The 15,143-nt window shown below is 65.7% G+C and carries 16 protein-coding genes; 7 read left to right on the forward strand and 9 right to left on the reverse strand.

Going from position 1 to position 15,143, the window contains the following annotated elements; genetic code table 11:
• Window positions 1–71: 71 nt before the first annotated feature.
• The 5 genes from DFR24_RS18460 to DFR24_RS18480 all read left to right on the forward strand — a co-directional run bounded on the left by DFR24_RS18460 (window position 72) and on the right by DFR24_RS18480 (window position 4,589).
• A complete protein-coding gene (locus tag DFR24_RS18460; protein WP_133882888.1) occupies window positions 72–1,352 on the forward strand; it encodes an NAD(P)/FAD-dependent oxidoreductase in 1,281 nt (426 codons plus the stop codon).
• 98 nt (window positions 1,353–1,450) lie between these two features.
• Complete coding sequence (locus DFR24_RS18465) at window positions 1,451–2,197, forward strand: DUF1365 domain-containing protein (protein ID WP_281280205.1); 747 nt, start codon at window positions 1,451–1,453, stop codon at window positions 2,195–2,197.
• Window positions 2,197–3,489, forward strand: a complete 1,293-nt coding sequence (locus DFR24_RS18470; RefSeq protein ID WP_246051707.1) for an SAM-dependent methyltransferase — start codon at window positions 2,197–2,199, stop codon at window positions 3,487–3,489. Before DFR24_RS18465 ends, DFR24_RS18470 begins: the two co-directional genes overlap by 1 nt.
• 222 nt (window positions 3,490–3,711) lie before the next feature.
• Window positions 3,712–4,065, forward strand: a complete 354-nt coding sequence (locus tag DFR24_RS18475) for a DUF1475 family protein (protein ID WP_133882890.1) — start codon at window positions 3,712–3,714, stop codon at window positions 4,063–4,065.
• A complete protein-coding gene (locus DFR24_RS18480; protein ID WP_133882891.1) occupies window positions 4,062–4,589 on the forward strand; it encodes a DUF2062 domain-containing protein in 528 nt (175 codons plus the stop codon). Before DFR24_RS18475 ends, DFR24_RS18480 begins: the two co-directional genes overlap by 4 nt.
• On the opposite strand, the gene DFR24_RS18485 is transcribed toward DFR24_RS18480, so the two are convergent.
• Complete coding sequence (locus DFR24_RS18485) at window positions 4,572–4,958, reverse strand: phosphopantetheine adenylyltransferase (protein WP_133882892.1); 387 nt, start codon at window positions 4,956–4,958, stop codon at window positions 4,572–4,574. The genes DFR24_RS18480 and DFR24_RS18485 overlap by 18 nt on opposite strands.
• Window positions 4,959–5,005: 47 nt before the next feature.
• Entirely contained in the window at window positions 5,006–5,320 is a 315-nt protein-coding gene (locus DFR24_RS18490) for a DUF2834 domain-containing protein (protein ID WP_133882893.1), read from the reverse strand.
• A 111-nt stretch (window positions 5,321–5,431) separates the two neighbouring features.
• Here DFR24_RS18490 and DFR24_RS18495 point away from each other — a divergent pair, with 111 nt between their 5' ends.
• Window positions 5,432–6,250: a helix-turn-helix domain-containing protein gene (locus DFR24_RS18495; protein ID WP_133882894.1), complete on the forward strand. Its 819-nt coding sequence runs from the start codon at window positions 5,432–5,434 to the stop codon at window positions 6,248–6,250.
• Between the two features lie 22 nt (window positions 6,251–6,272).
• On the opposite strand, the gene DFR24_RS18500 is transcribed toward DFR24_RS18495, so the two are convergent.
• From DFR24_RS18500 to DFR24_RS18510, 3 genes are read right to left on the reverse strand one after another with little or no spacing between them, the layout of a single operon-like run.
• Window positions 6,273–7,190, reverse strand: coding sequence for a M14 family zinc carboxypeptidase (locus DFR24_RS18500; protein ID WP_246051708.1), 918 nt, complete (start codon window positions 7,188–7,190; stop codon window positions 6,273–6,275).
• Window positions 7,191–7,197: 7 nt separating this feature from the next.
• Window positions 7,198–7,851 carry a thiol:disulfide interchange protein DsbA/DsbL gene (locus tag DFR24_RS18505; protein ID WP_246051709.1) on the reverse strand — a complete coding sequence of 218 codons (654 nt, stop codon included), beginning with the start codon at window positions 7,849–7,851 and terminating at the stop codon, window positions 7,198–7,200.
• A gap of 31 nt (window positions 7,852–7,882) precedes the next feature.
• Entirely contained in the window at window positions 7,883–8,539 is a 657-nt protein-coding gene (locus tag DFR24_RS18510) for a c-type cytochrome (RefSeq protein WP_133882896.1), read from the reverse strand.
• 158 nt (window positions 8,540–8,697) lie between these two features.
• Here DFR24_RS18510 and yihA point away from each other — a divergent pair, with 158 nt between their 5' ends.
• Window positions 8,698–9,309 (forward strand): ribosome biogenesis GTP-binding protein YihA/YsxC, encoded by a 612-nt coding sequence (gene yihA / locus DFR24_RS18515; protein WP_407075126.1) that lies wholly within the window; start codon window positions 8,698–8,700, stop codon window positions 9,307–9,309.
• A 791-nt stretch (window positions 9,310–10,100) separates the two neighbouring features.
• On the opposite strand, the gene polA is transcribed toward yihA, so the two are convergent.
• Genes polA through lptM form a run of 4 tightly spaced genes read right to left on the reverse strand, consistent with a single transcriptional unit; the run spans window position 10,101 to window position 15,064 of the window.
• A complete protein-coding gene (gene polA, locus DFR24_RS18520; protein ID WP_133882898.1) occupies window positions 10,101–12,851 on the reverse strand; it encodes a DNA polymerase I in 2,751 nt (916 codons plus the stop codon).
• Window positions 12,852–12,873: 22 nt separating this feature from the next.
• A complete protein-coding gene (locus DFR24_RS18525; RefSeq protein ID WP_210772390.1) occupies window positions 12,874–13,521 on the reverse strand; it encodes a LysE family translocator in 648 nt (215 codons plus the stop codon).
• A 17-nt stretch (window positions 13,522–13,538) separates the two neighbouring features.
• Entirely contained in the window at window positions 13,539–14,774 is a 1,236-nt protein-coding gene (gene lysA / locus DFR24_RS18530; protein ID WP_133883127.1) for a diaminopimelate decarboxylase, read from the reverse strand.
• Between the two features lie 14 nt (window positions 14,775–14,788).
• Entirely contained in the window at window positions 14,789–15,064 is a 276-nt protein-coding gene (gene lptM, locus DFR24_RS18535; protein ID WP_133882899.1) for an LPS translocon maturation chaperone LptM, read from the reverse strand.
• Window positions 15,065–15,143: the final 79 nt, after the last annotated feature.

Below are 15,143 nucleotides of genomic sequence, written 5' to 3' on the forward strand. Positions count from 1 at the left end.
CTATTCTGGGTGCCGGGCATCCGTCCGGCCGGCCGTGACGTAATCGGCCTCGTCCCCACGCGTTGGATCCCATGCAAATCGCCGTCATCGGCGCCGGCATCTCCGGCCTCATCGCCGCCTGGCGACTTTCGCAACGCCACGACGTCACCTTGTTCGAGCAGGACGCGCGCGTCGGCGGCCACACCAACACGATCGAGGTGCCGCTGCCCGGTGGCGGAACGCAGGCCGTGGATACCGGGTGGATCGTCTACAACGGCGTGAACTACCCCAACCTCACCGCGCTGTTCGGCGAGCTGGGCGTGAAGACGCGACCCACGAGCATGTCCTTCGGTGTGTCGCTGGGCGGCGGCCGCTACGAATACATGGGCAGCGACGCGATCTGGACGGTGTTCGCGCAGCCTTCGAACCTGTTCCGCTGGTCGCACATCCGGATGCTGCTCGACATCCTGAAGCTCAACGCGATGTGCAACGCACTACTCAAGTCGGGCGAGCTGCCAGAAGGTTCACTCGGCGAGTTCCTGGCGAAGTCCGGGCTGTCGAAAGAACTGGCCAGCCGCTACCTGCTGCCGATGGCCGGGCTGATCTGGAGCTGCTCGCCGCGCAAGGCCATGGAGTACCCGGCCGCCGACTTCATGCGCTTCTTCGATTCGCATTCGCTGTTCACCGCCACCCAGCAGCCGGTGTGGCGCACGGTGATCGGCGGCTCGCACCAGTACCTGAAGCCGCTGATGGCGGGTTTCCGCGGCCGCACGCGACTGGGCACGCCGGTGGAATCGATCCACCGCGACGGCGACGGCGTACGCCTGCGCACGGCGGGCGGCGCCGAAGAGCGCTTCGACAGCGTGATCTGCGCCACGCACTCCGACCAGGCGCTGGCGCTGCTGGCCGATGCCGACGCGGTCGAACGCAGCGTGCTCGGCGGCATCCCGTACAACAGCAGCCGCTGCGTGCTGCACACCGACGAGAGCTTCCTGCCCAAGCGCCGCGCCGCCTGGGCCTCGTGGAACTACCTCAACGACGTCGACGAGGTGCACGACCGTCCGATCTCGGGCAGCTACTGGATGAACAAGCTGCAGGGCATCGCGGGTCCGGTGAACTACATCGTCACGCTCAACCCGGTGCGCGAGATCCCGCGCGACCGCGTCCTGTACGACACGCTCTACCATCATCCGCACTACGGCCCGGATAGCGTCATGACCCACGAGCGGCTGCGCGAGATCCAGAACCGCCGCGGCGTCTGGTTCGCCGGCGCGTGGACGCAGTACGGCTTCCACGAGGACGGGCTGAAGTCCGGGCTGCGCGTGGTGCGCAGCATCGATCCGCAATGCCTGCCGGGCTGGGCGGTGTTGTGAAGCCGGGAGCTGGGAATCGGGAATCGCGAATCGGGAAAGACGGGAGCGATTCCTGCCCGCCGGCCTCTCGCGATCCGCTTCCATCGAGCCCCGCCGTCCTGTACGTCGCCCGCGTGTCGCACCGTCGTCGCGTCGCACCGTTCTACCGGTTCGTCTACCGGGTGTTCTATTTCCTGTTCGACATCGATCGCATCGACGAAGCGGCACGAAGCACCCGCCTGCTGTCGCGCAACCGTTTCAACCTGCTGTCCTTCCACGATCGCGACCACGGCGACGGCAGCCCGGGTGGGCTTCGCGCCTGGGCCGAAGGCCTGCTGACAGCCCGCGGCATCGACCTCGCCGGCGGGCGCATCCGCCTGCTGTGCATGCCGCGCCTGCTGGGCTTCGCGTTCAACCCGATCAGCCTGTGGTACTGCCAGCACGCCGACGGCAGCCTGCGGGCGGTCATCGCCGAGGTGCGCAACACCTTCGGCGAGAAGCATTGCTACGTGCTGGCATCCGGCGGCTCGCCGCTGACGTATGAAGAGGCGTGGGACAAGGAAAAGTGCTTCCACGTCTCGCCGTTCTTCGATCTCGTCGGGCAGTACCGGTTCGTCCTGAGCGAACCCGGTGAGCGCCTGCGAGTGGCCATCCACGAGGCCCGCGAGGGTCAGCCGATCCTCAATGCGACCTTGGCGGCCGAGCGGCGGACAACGAGCGACGGTGCCATCCTTGGACAGGTGCTGCGCATGCCCTTCATGACCTTGAAGGTCGTCGCCGGCATTCACTGGGAAGCCTTGAAAATCTGGTTGCGCGGGGCGCGGTTCCACGGCAAGCCGGAACCGCCGCGACACGGAGCGAGCTGATGAGCGAGAACGGTAACGAGGATCGACGCGACGGCGACGAGTTCGGCCGCGTCATGGGCCGCGACGGCTTCTCGCCGGACCTGCCGGGCGTGCTGTCGTCGAAGGGCGATCTGCGCGGCCTGTCGTGGAGCCTGCGCCTGATGATCTACATGCTCAGCGGCATGCAGAAGGGCTCGCTGGACGTGTACCTGCCCAATGGTTCGACGCGCCATTTCGAAGGCCCGCAGCCGGGACCGCACGGCGTCTGGCGGATCAAGAGCAGCGAGCGCCTGATGCGTCACGTGCTCGCCTCGGGCGAAGTCGGCATCGGCGATTCGTATCTCGACGACTCCTGGGATTCGCCGGACCTGACGCGCCTGCTGATGACGCTGTATCTCAACGAGCCCTACTACAAGGGGCCGTTCGAGAAGAACTGGCTGGGCAAGCTGTACGGCTACTGGCAGCACCGCCGCAAGGCCAACACCAAGCGCACCGCGCGTCGCAACATCGAGCACCACTACGACCTCGGCAACGAGTTCTACAAGATGTGGCTCGACGAGACGATGGCGTATTCGAGCGCGATGTACATCGAGCCGACGCAGACCTTGCAGGACGCGCAGGTCAACAAGTTCAAGCTGATGTTCGAGCGCCTGGCGCTCAAGCCGGAGCACACCGTGCTCGAGATCGGATCGGGCTGGGGTGGCTTCGCGATCTTTGCTGCGAAGCACGCGGGCTGCCGCGTCCACTCGATCACGCTGTCGCAGGAACAACTGGTCGAAGCACGCCTGCGCGCCGAGCGTGCGGGCGTGTCCGACAAGGTCACGTTCGAGTTGCGCGACTATCGCGACATCCAGGGCCAGTTCGATCGCGTGGTCTCGATCGAGATGTACGAGGCGGTCGGAGAGGAATGGTGGCCGACGTACTTCTCGGCGATATCGCGTGCGCTCAAGCCCGGCGGTCTGGCCGCGATCCAGGGCATCACGATCGATCCCGCGATCTTCGACCACTACCGGGGCAAACGCGATTTCATCCAGAAATACATCTTCCCGGGCGGCATGCTGTGCCCGCCGAACCGCTTCGAGGAACTGTCGCGTGACGCGGGCCTGAAGCCGGTCGATCCGTTGTTCTACGCGATCGACTACGCCGATACGCTGGCGCAGTGGCATCGCAACGTGCTGGCCGTGCGCGATCCGATCGTCGAGCAGTTCGACGAACGCTTCCTGCGCATGTGGCGCTACTACCTCAGCTACTGCGAGTGCGGCTTTCGCGTCGGCAGCATCGACCTGATGCAGATCACGCTGCAGAAGCCTTGAGAGCTTGGTCGCCGTAGCCCGGACGAAGTCCGGGACACCCCGTCGAATCGATGAATCCCGGACTTCGTCCGGGCTACGGTTGAGCACCATCGCCGCTTCGAAGCTACCGCCCTCGCCGTTGCGGAATCCCGGCTCGCATTCGCCGGCGTCCGGCCATCCGATCGCCTGCGTATCATCGAAACCTCTCCCGTCCACCGCACCCACCGCCTGGAAACGCACACGATGAAAGCCGGACTCACGCTGTTCTCGCTCGCCGCACTGGCCGCCCTGATCGGCGTGTCGATCTGGGCCACCGGTCACATCGCGATCATGGCGTCGATTCGCGACGTCATGGAGCAACCCGGAGCCGGCAACAATCCTTGGCTCATCGCGACGTTGTTCGACGCCTATTTCGGTTTCCTGTGGTTCTGGCTGTGGGTCGCCTACAAGGAGACGTCGTGGCTGGCGCGCGGACTGTGGCTGCTGGTGATCCTGCTGCTCGGCAACATGGCGATGGCGGCATACATGCTGATCCAGATCGCGAAGCTGCGATCCGGCGCGACGGTGCAGGACCTGCTGCTGCGTCGCGCCGCATGAGCGGGCCCGCGCCGACACCCGTGACGCAGCAGAGTTGGTGGCGACGCCGCGTGCTCGCGCCGCTGATGGCGCAGCTGCGCCAGGGCACGTCGCCGAAGATGATCGCGGTCACCGTGGCGGCCGGCTGCGTGCTCAGCCTGTTCCCGATCCTGGGCAGCACGACGATTCTCTGCGGCATCGTCGCGGCGGCGTTCGGACTCAACCAGCCGCTGATCCAGACGGTGAACTACCTGCTGTACCCGGCGCAGATCGCGCTGCTTTTCCCGCTCTATCGGGCCGGCGAGTGGCTGTTCCAGCAGCCGCCGGTGCCCTTGTTCTCGCTGACCGAACTCACCGCGCGCTTCTGGAACAGCCCTGGCCAGTTCTTCATCGATTACGGGCTGGTCGCGGTCTACGGCATCGTGGCCTGGGCGCTGATCGCGCTGCCGACGTTCGCGCTGCTGGTCGTGCTGCTGCACGCGCCGATCCGCACGCTCGCCGCGCGCATGCGGCGCGCCGAGCCCGCGTCAGCCGTGCACGAATAGACGCAGCAGCAGCGCCACGCCGAGCATCGCGCTGAGCACCACGTCGATGCGCACGATCCGCCGGATCGACGGAACCGCAACGCCGTCCTTCGCCAGCGCAACGAAGGACAGCATGCTGAACAGCGCCACGCCGCCGGCACCGACGCGCCATGCCGGCAGGAACGCAGCCGCGAGAAACGCGACGCCGAGGATCCCGAACAGCACGGCGCGGTGACGCAGCAACAGCAAGGTCACCGCATCGTGCGCGTTCACGCCATACAGCCCGTGCAGGCGTTGCGCCGACAGCACGCCGACGGCCGGAAGCAGGTGCACGACCCCTGACGACGCGAGCGCGAATGCCAGGAACAGCTCTGTCGGATGGGCATTCATCGGCGGGCTCCGCGTTGGCTTCGGGATTGGCGTGAAAGAGCCGGATCTCAGGCGTAGATCGTCCGCGACTCGCGCGCCGACAGCGCTCCCACCAGCAGGTACAGCAGCGGTCCGAACGATCCGAACGTCAGCGTCAGCAGCAGGTAGGGCCACACGGTCCGGCCGGTGCGACGCGCGTCGACCCCCATCCAGACCATCGCCAGCAGGCAGACGATCACCAGGTCCGCCAGCACCTGCCAGCCGGCGCTGGAGGGGAAGTGGAAGGAAAGAATTCCCCAGTAGCCGTGTTGGATCAGGGCCAGGGTCGTCAGCCCGCCGAAGCCCAGCAGGATGGCGATCAGCAACAGGATTCTTGGATTCATGGCGTCGCTCCGCTCGTCGTGGAAGTAGCGGCAGGCTCGTCCTCGCCGGGTCACGCCGCAATTACGCCAGACGTAATGGAAACACCGGCGGGGCGTGTTCACAATCGATCCATGAGCACACAGACCGATTCCGCGACGGGGCCCGAGCCATTCGGCCGATTGCTGCGTGACTGCCGCCGCGGACGGCGGCTCTCGCAACTCGATCTGGCCCTGAACGCCGAAGTCTCGCAGCGTCACCTGAGCTTCCTGGAATCCGGCCGCGCCAAGCCCAGCCGCGAGATGGTGGTGCAGCTCGCCGAGGCACTCGACCTGCCGCTGGAAACGCGCAACCGACTGCTCGCCGCGGCGGGATTCGCCGGACTCTACCCGCGGCGACGGCTCGATGCCGAAGCGATGGCCCCGGTGCGCATGGCGCTCGAGCGCATGCTCGCCGTGCACGAACCCTTTCCCGCCATGGTCGTGGATCGTGCGTGGAATCTGGTGATGTACAACCGCGGCCTTCCGAAGTTGTTCGAGGTGCTCGGCGGCATGGAAGCGATGGCGGCCCGTGTCGGCGGCTCGAACATGCTGCGCGTCACCTTGCACCCGGAAGGGCTGCGGCCCTACATCGCGAATTTCGACGAGATCGCGGCGCATCTGCTGACGCGCAGCGCGCACGAGGCGCTGGAATTTCCAGCGCTGGACGAGATCCTGAAGGAAGTGCTGCGTTATCCGGGATTGCCGAGCCGCGGGCGCAATGTCGACTGGAGTACGCCGATGCTGCCGGTGTTGCCGACGCGGCTGTCGGTGGGCGGCGTCGAGCTGAGCCTGATCACGACCTTGACCAGCTTCGGCACGCCGCAGGACATCACGACGGACGAACTGCGGATTGAGAACCTGTTTCCGGCGGATGCGGCGAGCGAAGCCTTGTTGAGGAAGCTGCTGGCGTAACGCGCCCCGTGCTGTCGGGCGACTAGCGCTGCACCCAGTGCGAGTCGCCCAGTCGCTGATACAGCGGCGGCTCCCCACGCGGAAGATTCCGCTCCAGCCATCCCAGCATGTCCGCCCAGATGCGCTGCGACTGCGCGTTGGTGGGCATGTCCGTGGCGTTGGGCAGCTCGAGCGTGATCGTCGGTACGCGCAGGACCATGCCGGCGTAGTTGCCCAGCGAACCCGGGTAGACCCCCAGCGGCTGCAGCCTCAGGTATCCGAAGCGCTGCGGCGGGTCGAGCGGGCCGTCGTAATCGAGCACGCCCCAGGGCGCGTGGATGGACACGATCGCGTCCGGCCGGAACTCGCCGATCTGGTCCATCAGCCAGCGCGTCTCGAATTCCGACGCCGCGGCCGAACCGGGGAAGCGCCGCGGGTCGTAGCGGGTGACCTTGCGCCAGCGATCCAGCGCCTTGGCGTCCCAGTCGGGCGTGGCGAAGTTGCGATTGAGGTCGACGCCGCGCCCGTTGGTCCGGGTGGATGCGGGCAACAGCAGGCCGTCCGGGTTCGAGGAGGGGATGACGCGCCAGTGGAACGGCTGCAGCCGCTCGGTCTGCAGCTTCTTCATCCACTGGAAGGCGATCGCCACCGACGTCAGCTCGTCGCCGTGGATGCCGCCGATCAGCAGCACGCGGAACGGCGTACGTCGGCTGCTGCCGGGCACGAAATCGCGATACATCATCGGCATGCCGTTGTACGTGGCACCCTCGCCGATGATCAGGCCGGCGTCGAGACAGCCCTGGACGCCCACATCCTTGAGCCGCTCGCCGATGCGTTCGCAGGCGCGCTCGACCGAGGCCAGCGGCGCCTGCGGCGCAGCCGCGCCCGCCGCTGCAGCAACAAAAATGAAAAGCCCGGCCAGGAGCCGGGCATTCAGCAGTCTCGATGAAAGTCGGGTCACGCGAAGATCAGTTCTTGCGCTCCGAACGCACCTTTTCGACGAGGAAGTCGATCACCTTCAGCATGTCGGCGAACGTCCCGCCTGCCATCTGGGCCGTCACCTGGTACTTGCCGCCCACGACCACCGTCGGGACGCTGAAGATCATGTAGTCCTTGGCCAGCGTGTCCGCGCGGCGCACGCGGCTGTCGACGGCGAAGCCGGTGAATGTGCTCTTGAAGACGTCCGGAAGCACGCCGACCTGCGAGTTGAAGAAATTACCGATCGAATCCGGCGTCATCAGCGGCAGGTGCTGCTCGTGGATGGCATCGAACAGGGGCTTGTGGATCTTCTCCGTGACGCCGAGCGCTTCAGCCGTGTAGTAGGCCTTCTGGTGCACGACGCCTTCGGGGCGGCCCAAGCTGGAGGGGATACGGATGAAATCCACATCCGCCGGCTTCTTCTTCACCCAGGCCGCGATATCGGGGTCGAAGTGGAAGCAGTGCTGGCAGCCGTACCAGAAGAACTCCTCGACAGTGATCCGCTTCGGGTCGACCGGCTTGGCGACCGTCTTGACCTCCTTGAACTGCTTGCCTTCTTCGTACTGCGCGCCTTTTTCCTGGGCCGTGCAGGCGAAGCTCAACAGAGACAGTGCGGCGACGAGCGCCCGCAGCGAACCGCGCATGGAGAGTTCCTGTGACGAGTGGGGGACAGCGTTACTGGAGACCGTTGACGTACGACGCCAGGGCTGCGATTTCCGCATCCGTCAGCTTGCCGGCGACTTCAGCCATGATCAGACCATTGGCGCCCGCTTTGCGTTCCCCTTTCCGGTACGCGTTGAGCTGCGCGGCCGTGTAGTCGGCGTGCTGGCCGCCGATGCGCGGGTAGGACGCCGCCGGGTTGCCCGAGCCCTTGGGGCCATGGCAGGACGAGCAGGCCGGGATGCCGCGCTCGGCATTGCCCGCCCGGTACAGCTTCTCGGCGACCGGAATCGCATCCTTGCTGGCCACGCCCGGCGACATTTCCTGCGCGGCGAAGAACACCGCGAGGTCCTGCATGTCCTGGTCGGACAGCGCGGCCACCTGGCCGGCCATGATCGGGTTGTTGCGCGACCCGTCCTTGAAATGCTTGAGCTGCGCGTAGAGGTAAGGCGCGCCCTGCCCGGCCAGCTTGGGCCAGGCCGGCATGGCGCTCTTGCCTCCCGGACCATGGCAGGCAGCGCACACCGCGGCCTTGGTTTCCCCGGCCTTGGCGTCGCCCTTGGTGAAGGCGCTGGCGGCAGGAGCCGCATCGGCGGCGAAAACAGAGGCGGAAAGCCCAAAAGCACAGGCCCCAACCAGACCACGAATCAGGCCACGAACGACGATCGACATGTTAATGCTGGCTCCCGAAGACGATGTGCAGGCGCGCCGGGCTGGCAGGGGTTGCGCGCAAGCGTTTATGGTGGCGCGGATTTTACACGGCGCACAGTCCCTTGCTGAACCCCACGGCCACTCCCCGGCCCAATCCCTTCGCGCACGCCCAGTTCGTGATGTCCTGCGCCAGCCTCGACCAGTGTCCGACCGACGCCCTGTCGGAGCTGGCGTTCGCTGGCCGTTCCAATTCGGGCAAATCCAGCGCGCTCAACGCGATATGCAACCAGAAGGCCCTCGCCCGCGTCAGCAAGACGCCGGGACGGACGCAGCTGATCAACCTGTTCGAGCTGCCTGGCCAGGCCGGGCCGGCCGGCCGCATGGTCGATCTCCCCGGCTATGGCTACGCGCAGGTCCCGGAGAAGATCCGGAAGGACTGGGCGCGCATGGTGGGTCGATTCGTCGAGCAGCGGCCCAATCTGCAGGGCATCGTCCTGATCATGGATTGCCGTCACCCGCTGACCGATTTCGATCAGCAGATGCTCGCCTGGATCCAGCTCGGCGAGCGCCGCTGTCACGTGCTGCTGACCAAATCCGACAAGCTGGGCTTCGGGGCGGGCAAGACCGCCTTGCTGACGGTGCAAAAGAAGATCCGCGAGATGGGAATCGAGGTCCAGTCGCAGCTTTTCTCGTCTCACTCCGGCCAAGGCGTTGAAGAGGCCCGCGATGCGCTGGCAAGGCTCCTCGCACTGCCGGACCCCGCGGCGCCCCCGAGTCCGGCGGCCGGGTAATTTCGGCGCCAGAAATAGAAAAGGCCCGGCGGATCGGGGAAATCCGTCGGGCCAGCTTGCTCCGGCTGGGGAAGCCGGACCCGCTCAGGGAGTAGAAGCGGGAAGTGAGGAAGGGAGGTCCGTCACTCAAGGTTATAGACGGCGCCTTTTCCGGAAAGTTCGCGGCGATCTGAAAAAGTTTTCGGGAATTTTTCTCGCCGGCCCCTTTCGAAAAAATAACCTCGGAATTTTGTCCCACAAATAGAAAAGGCCCGGCGGATCGGGGAATCCGTCGGGCCAGCGCTGCTCCGGCTGGGGAAGCCGGACCCGCTCAGGGAGTAGAAGCGGGGAGTGAGGAAGGGAGGTCCGTCACTCGAAGGTATAGAGGGCGGTTACTTCGGAAAGTTCGCGGAAACGCGAAAAAACTTTCAGCGATTTTTTTCGTTCGCCCATCGCGGAAGATGATTCCGGAATTTCGGGCGCCAAAAATAGAAAAGGCCCGACGGATCGGGGAAATCCGTCGGGCCAGCTTGCTCCGGCCGGGGAAGCCGGACCCGCTCAGGGAGTAGAAGCGGGGAGTGAAGGAAGGGAGGTCCGTCACTCATGGATATAGAGCGACGCGCGCCGGGAAAGTTTCCAAAAATTTCCCCAAAGCACCGAATTCATTTTGATACGGCGCCAAGCCACTGAGTTGTGGGAATTTATTCCCGCAATTTTTTCTTCGATTGCCACTCATCACGTGATGAGCGCTGGCTCAGGTCTTCGGATAATCGATATTGCCGCTGAAATCGGCCTTTTCCAGCTTCGCGAGCTCAGCTGATCGCATGCCCGGTCGCGGTATGCGCTTCGTCCCAATTCGTTCCAATTCCGTAATCCGCGACCAGCGGCACCGACAACGTGTGGATGCTCACCATGCGACCTGCAATCTCCGAGGCCAGCGCCGCAATACGATCCGACGGACCTTCGAATACGAGTTCGTCGTGCACCTGCATGATCATGCGCACGTCGGGTGCATGGCCTTCGAGCCAGCGCTGCACGTCGATCATCGCGAGCTTGATCAGATCGGCCGCGGTTCCCTGCAGTGGCGCGTTGATCGCGGTGCGCTCCGCGTACTGACGCATCGCCTGATTCTTGGACTGGATGTTGGGCAGATAAAGGCGTCGGCCGAACAGTGTCTCGACATAGCCGCGCTCATGCGCCGCGTGACGCGTGCCATCCATGAAACGCTTCACGCCGGGATAACGCCCGAAGAACCGATCGATCGTGTCCTGCGCCTCGCCGCGTGCGATGCCGAGATTGCGCGCAAGACCGAACGCGGAAATGCCGTAGATCAATCCGAAGTTCACCGCCTTGGCCGCACGACGTTGCTCGCCAGTGACCTGATCGAGCGCAACGCCCCAGACTTCGGCTGCCGTCGCCTGGTGAATGTCGAGTCCGCTGCGAAACGCGGCGACGAGGCGCTCGTCCGCAGAAAAATGCGCCATCAATCGCAACTCGATCTGCGAGTAGTCGATGGACAGCAGGGACTGGCCGTCCTCCGGAATGAACGCCTGGCGGATGCGACGTCCCTCTGCCGTGCGTACCGGGATGTTCTGCAGATTCGGATCCTGCGACGACAGGCGGCCTGTCGCAGCGACGGCCTGGTGATAACTGGTGTGGATGCGACGCGTCAGCGGATTCACCGCGTTGGGCAACTGCTCCGCGTACGTCGAACGCAGCTTCTGCATGCCGCGCCAGTCGAGGATCTTGCGCGGCAGCGGATGTTCTTCGGCCAGCACTTCGAGCACGTCCTCGGCCGTGGACGGATCGCCCTTCGGCGTCTTGCTGACCACGCGCAGGCCGAGCCGCGTGAACAGGATCTCCTGCAACTGCTTGGGCGATCCGAGATTGAACTCTCCGCCGGCGACTTCGAAAGCCTCCGCACGGATCTGATCCATGCGCGCCGCCAGTTCGACGCTGATGCGGTTGAGCAGCGGCACATCTACACGCACGCCCGTCTGCTCCATGCGCGCCAGCACCGGCACCAGCGGCATCTCGATGGTTTCGAACACGCGCTGCAACTCGGGGATCTCGACCAGCCGCGGATGCAGCGCGCGATGCAGACGCAACGTGATGTCGGCGTCTTCGGCGGAGTAGTCCGCGGCCTTGTCGAGCGCCACCTGGTTGAAGGTGATCTGGTTCTTGCCCTTGCCGGCGACGTCCTCGAACTTGATCGTCTTGTGACCGAGATATTTCTCGGACAGCGTGTCCATGTCGTGGCGATTGCCGGCTGCATCGAGCACGTAGCTCTCGAGCATCGTGTCGTAGGCCACACCGCGCACGACGATGCCGTGGCGCGCGAGCACATTGAGGTCGTACTTGATGTGCTGGCCGACTTTCGGCTTCGCGTCGTCTTCGAGCACGGCTTTCAGGCGCGCGCGCACGACCTCGAGCGAAAGCTGTTCCGGCGCACCCAGATAATTGTGCGCAACCGGCACGTACCATCCCTTGCCTTCTTCGATCGCGAACGCGAATCCGACGAGCCCCGCCTGATTCGCATCGAGCGCGTCGGTCTCGGTATCCAGGCAGATCAGGTCGGCGCGTTCCAGCGCCTGGGCCATGGCCTCGAGCGCGGCTTCATCGACGACGAGTTCTGCCGCCGTGGCCGCTGCACGCGGCGCATCGGGCGCAGGGGATGGCGGAGCGGCGGTCGTCGCAGCAGGCCCGCCCGCGTTTGATGTGGTGCCCGGATCAGCGGCGCGCCGCAGCATGCCGAGCCGCGCGTAGAACGCCTCGAGCTGCACTTCGTCCGGCTCGCGCGGCACGAGATCCTCGGGTGTGAGCCCGAGTTCCAGCGCAGTGCGGATCGTCGCCAGATCCTTGGCCAGCGGGATGCGGTCGAGATTCGCGCGGATGTTCTCGCCGAGCTTGCCCTTGATCGTCGGCGCCGCCGCGAGCACGCCGTCGAGCGAGCCGTGCTCCGTGATCAGCTTGGCCGCCGTCTTCTCGCCGACGCCGGGAACGCCCGGAATGTTGTCCGAGGTATCGCCCATCAGCGCGAGAAAATCGACGATGCGTTCCGGCAGCACGCCGAACTTCTCGACGACGCCCGCGGGATCCATGCGGCGATTCTTCATCGTGTCGAGCAGATGCACCTGCGACGTCACGAGCTGCGCCATGTCCTTGTCGCCGGTGACGATCAGCACGTCCTGCCCTGCCGCCGCCGCTCGCACCGCCAGCGTTCCGATCACGTCGTCGGCTTCGACGCCGGCGACCTGCAGCACGCGCATCCCCAGCGCCTCGCACAACTCGACCACCAGCGGGAACTGCAGCACGAGGTCCTCGGGCGTGGCGCCGCGCGTGGCCTTGTACTCGGGATAGATGTCCTCGCGAAACGTACGCCCCGGAGGATCGAACACCATCGCCAGACTCTTGGGCTGATAGTCCTTGATCAGGCGCCGCAGCATGTTGTTCATGCCGAACACGGCACCGGTCGGCGTCCCGTCCGGCGCCGTCAGCGGCGGCAGCGCGTGGAAGGCACGAAACAGCCAGTTGCTGCCATCGACGAGGATCAGGGGATGCATGGCGCCGGGTTCTCTCTATCGATCAGGAAGACAACAGGAAATTCTTCGTCAGCAGGAACACGCCCACTGCGAGCATCACGCCCGCTGCGACGCGGTTCATCCACCGCGCCACGCCGGTTCCGAGCAGGATGCGCGCCCGCGCCGCGGCCGCCGCGTACAAGAGCTTCACGCCACCCACCGACAGTGCGGCGACGGTCGCGATGACCAAGACGTCCATCGTAGTGACCAGCCCCAGGTTCATGAAGGCCGGCAGGAAGCCCAGGTAGAACAGCACCGCTTTCTGGTCACCGAGCGTGATCAGCAGTCCGGTCGCAAAGCTGGACCGCATCGACGGCGCGCCATCCGCATCCTCGTCATCGCCGTCGCTGCTGCGCGGCGCAGACCGCCACAGCCGCACGCCGAGCCAGATCAGGTACAGGCCGCCCAGATAGCGGATGGCCTCCATCGCGCCGCCCATCGCATCGACCAACAGCGACAGTCCGAAGATCGCGAGCAGGATGTAGATCAGATCACCGGCGACGACGCCGGCCGACACCGCGGCGCCGTGACGAAAGCCGAAGGCCGCCGATTGCGCGGTCACCGCCATCACGCTGGCACTGGGCAGTGCCGACAGCACGATCATCGAGGCGGTCAGCGCCAGGATGCTGGCAGGGCCGAGGCTGAGGTCCACCTCGGCGCTCCGCCCGCCTAGCTTTCCAGCAGGCGCTCGCCGCGCACCAGATCGTCGAACGTCTCGCGTGCACGCACCAGCACCGCGCGATCGCCGTCGACCATGACCTCGGCCGCGCGGCCGCGCGTGTTGTAGTTGCTCGCCATGACGAAACCGTAGGCGCCGGCAGTGCGCACCGCCAGCAGATCGCCCTCGGCGATGGCGAGCTCGCGATCCTTGCCCAGCCAGTCGCCGGTCTCGCACACGGGGCCGACGACATCGTAGTTCTGGACGCTCGCCGTCCTGTTCTCACGCAGCGGCACGATGTCCATCCAGGCCTGGTACAGCGACGGCCGCAGCAGGTCGTTCATTGCCGCGTCGACGACCGCGAAGTGCTTGGCTTCGCCGCGCTTGATCAGCTCCACGCGCATCAGCAGCACGCCGGCGTTGCCCGCGATGGCGCGGCCCGGCTCGGTCATGATCTTGAACCGGCGCCCCGCCAGCTTGGGCAGGAAGGCTTTCGCCCAGTCGGCCGGCTCGGTCGGGATCTCGTCCCGATAGCGCACGCCCAGCCCGCCACCGACGTCGAGATGATCGAACTCGATTCCCTTCGCGGCCAGCCGGTCCACCAGCGTCAGCACGCGATCCAGCGCGTCCAGATAGGGTGATACGTCCAGCAGCTGCGAGCCGATATGGCTGGCGATCCCGCTGATGTGGATGCCCTTCATCGACTGCGCTTCGACGTACAGCCGCTCCGCCGTCACGAGGTCCACGCCGAACTTGTTCTGCTTGAGTCCGGTGGAGATATAGGGATGCGTCTTGGCATCGACGTCCGGGTTCACGCGCAGCGCGATCGACGCGCGCGTCCCCGCGGCCTGCGCGAGCTGGTCGAGGCGGCGCAGTTCGGATTCGGACTCGACGTTGAACGTGCCGACGCGCTGCTCGAGCGCGAAGCGCAGCTCGTCGGCGGTCTTGCCCACGCCGGAGAACACGACTTTCGAAGGATCGCCGCCGGCCGCGAGCACGCGGCGCAGCTCCCCTCCCGAGACGATGTCGAAGCCGCTGCCGAGCTTGGCGAGCACGCCGAGCACCGCGAGATTCGAGTTGGCCTTCACCGCGAAGCAGACCTGGTGCGGCACCGAGGCCAGCGCCTCGTCGAACGCGCGGTAGTGCCGTTCGAGCGTGGCGCGCGAGTACACGTAACAAGGCGTACCGAACCGCTGTGCGATATCGGAGAGCGCAACGTCTTCGGCGTACAGCGCGCCGTCGCGCATGTGGAAGTGATCGGTCACGGGGTCGTCGTCGGCGAGGAGGGGGCGGTGTCCGCAGGCGGCGTCGCCGCAGGCTTGGCTTCTTCCTCTTTCTTCTTGTCCGCTTCCGGCGTCTTGTCATCTGCCGACGGCGCAGCCGTCACCGGCGGCACCACCTGCGGGGTCGGCGTCGCCGGCGCGGCCGGGGCCGGCTCCGCGTTCTTGTCAGGGCGATACAGATCACCGGACTGACCACAGGCGGCCAGACACAGCGCAAGCGGAAACAGCAGGAGCGTGACGAGGGGAATTCGCATCAGGGCGCGGGTCGTTCCCGCGACGGCGGGAATCCATTAACGTGCCGCGCATTCTACCGTTCGAAGAAAGACCCCACCC

Origin of the sequence: Panacagrimonas perspica (assembly GCF_004364935.1) — a bacterium.
GTDB lineage: Bacteria > Pseudomonadota > Gammaproteobacteria > Nevskiales > Nevskiaceae > Panacagrimonas > Panacagrimonas perspica.

Excerpts from the sequence above, each read along its gene's own strand:
- DFR24_RS18480 (WP_133882891.1), top strand. The coding sequence starts at position 4,062 with ATGAGCGGGCCCGCGCCGACACCCGTGACGCAGCAGAGTTGGTGGCGA.
- DFR24_RS18510 (WP_133882896.1), bottom strand. The coding sequence starts at position 8,539 with ATGTCGATCGTCGTTCGTGGCCTGATTCGTGGTCTGGTTGGGGCCTGT.
- polA (WP_133882898.1), bottom strand. The coding sequence starts at position 12,851 with ATGCATCCCCTGATCCTCGTCGATGGCAGCAACTGGCTGTTTCGTGCC.
- DFR24_RS18475 (WP_133882890.1), top strand. The coding sequence starts at position 3,712 with ATGAAAGCCGGACTCACGCTGTTCTCGCTCGCCGCACTGGCCGCCCTG.
- DFR24_RS18485 (WP_133882892.1), bottom strand. The coding sequence starts at position 4,958 with ATGAATGCCCATCCGACAGAGCTGTTCCTGGCATTCGCGCTCGCGTCG.
- DFR24_RS18490 (WP_133882893.1), bottom strand. The coding sequence starts at position 5,320 with ATGAATCCAAGAATCCTGTTGCTGATCGCCATCCTGCTGGGCTTCGGC.
- DFR24_RS18495 (WP_133882894.1), top strand. The coding sequence starts at position 5,432 with ATGAGCACACAGACCGATTCCGCGACGGGGCCCGAGCCATTCGGCCGA.
- lysA (WP_133883127.1), bottom strand. The coding sequence starts at position 14,774 with ATGCGCGACGGCGCGCTGTACGCCGAAGACGTTGCGCTCTCCGATATC.
- DFR24_RS18470 (WP_246051707.1), top strand. The coding sequence starts at position 2,197 with ATGAGCGAGAACGGTAACGAGGATCGACGCGACGGCGACGAGTTCGGC.
- yihA (WP_407075126.1), top strand. The coding sequence starts at position 8,698 with ATGTCCTGCGCCAGCCTCGACCAGTGTCCGACCGACGCCCTGTCGGAG.
- DFR24_RS18460 (WP_133882888.1), top strand. The coding sequence starts at position 72 with ATGCAAATCGCCGTCATCGGCGCCGGCATCTCCGGCCTCATCGCCGCC.
- lptM (WP_133882899.1), bottom strand. The coding sequence starts at position 15,064 with ATGCGAATTCCCCTCGTCACGCTCCTGCTGTTTCCGCTTGCGCTGTGT.
- DFR24_RS18505 (WP_246051709.1), bottom strand. The coding sequence starts at position 7,851 with ATGCGCGGTTCGCTGCGGGCGCTCGTCGCCGCACTGTCTCTGTTGAGC.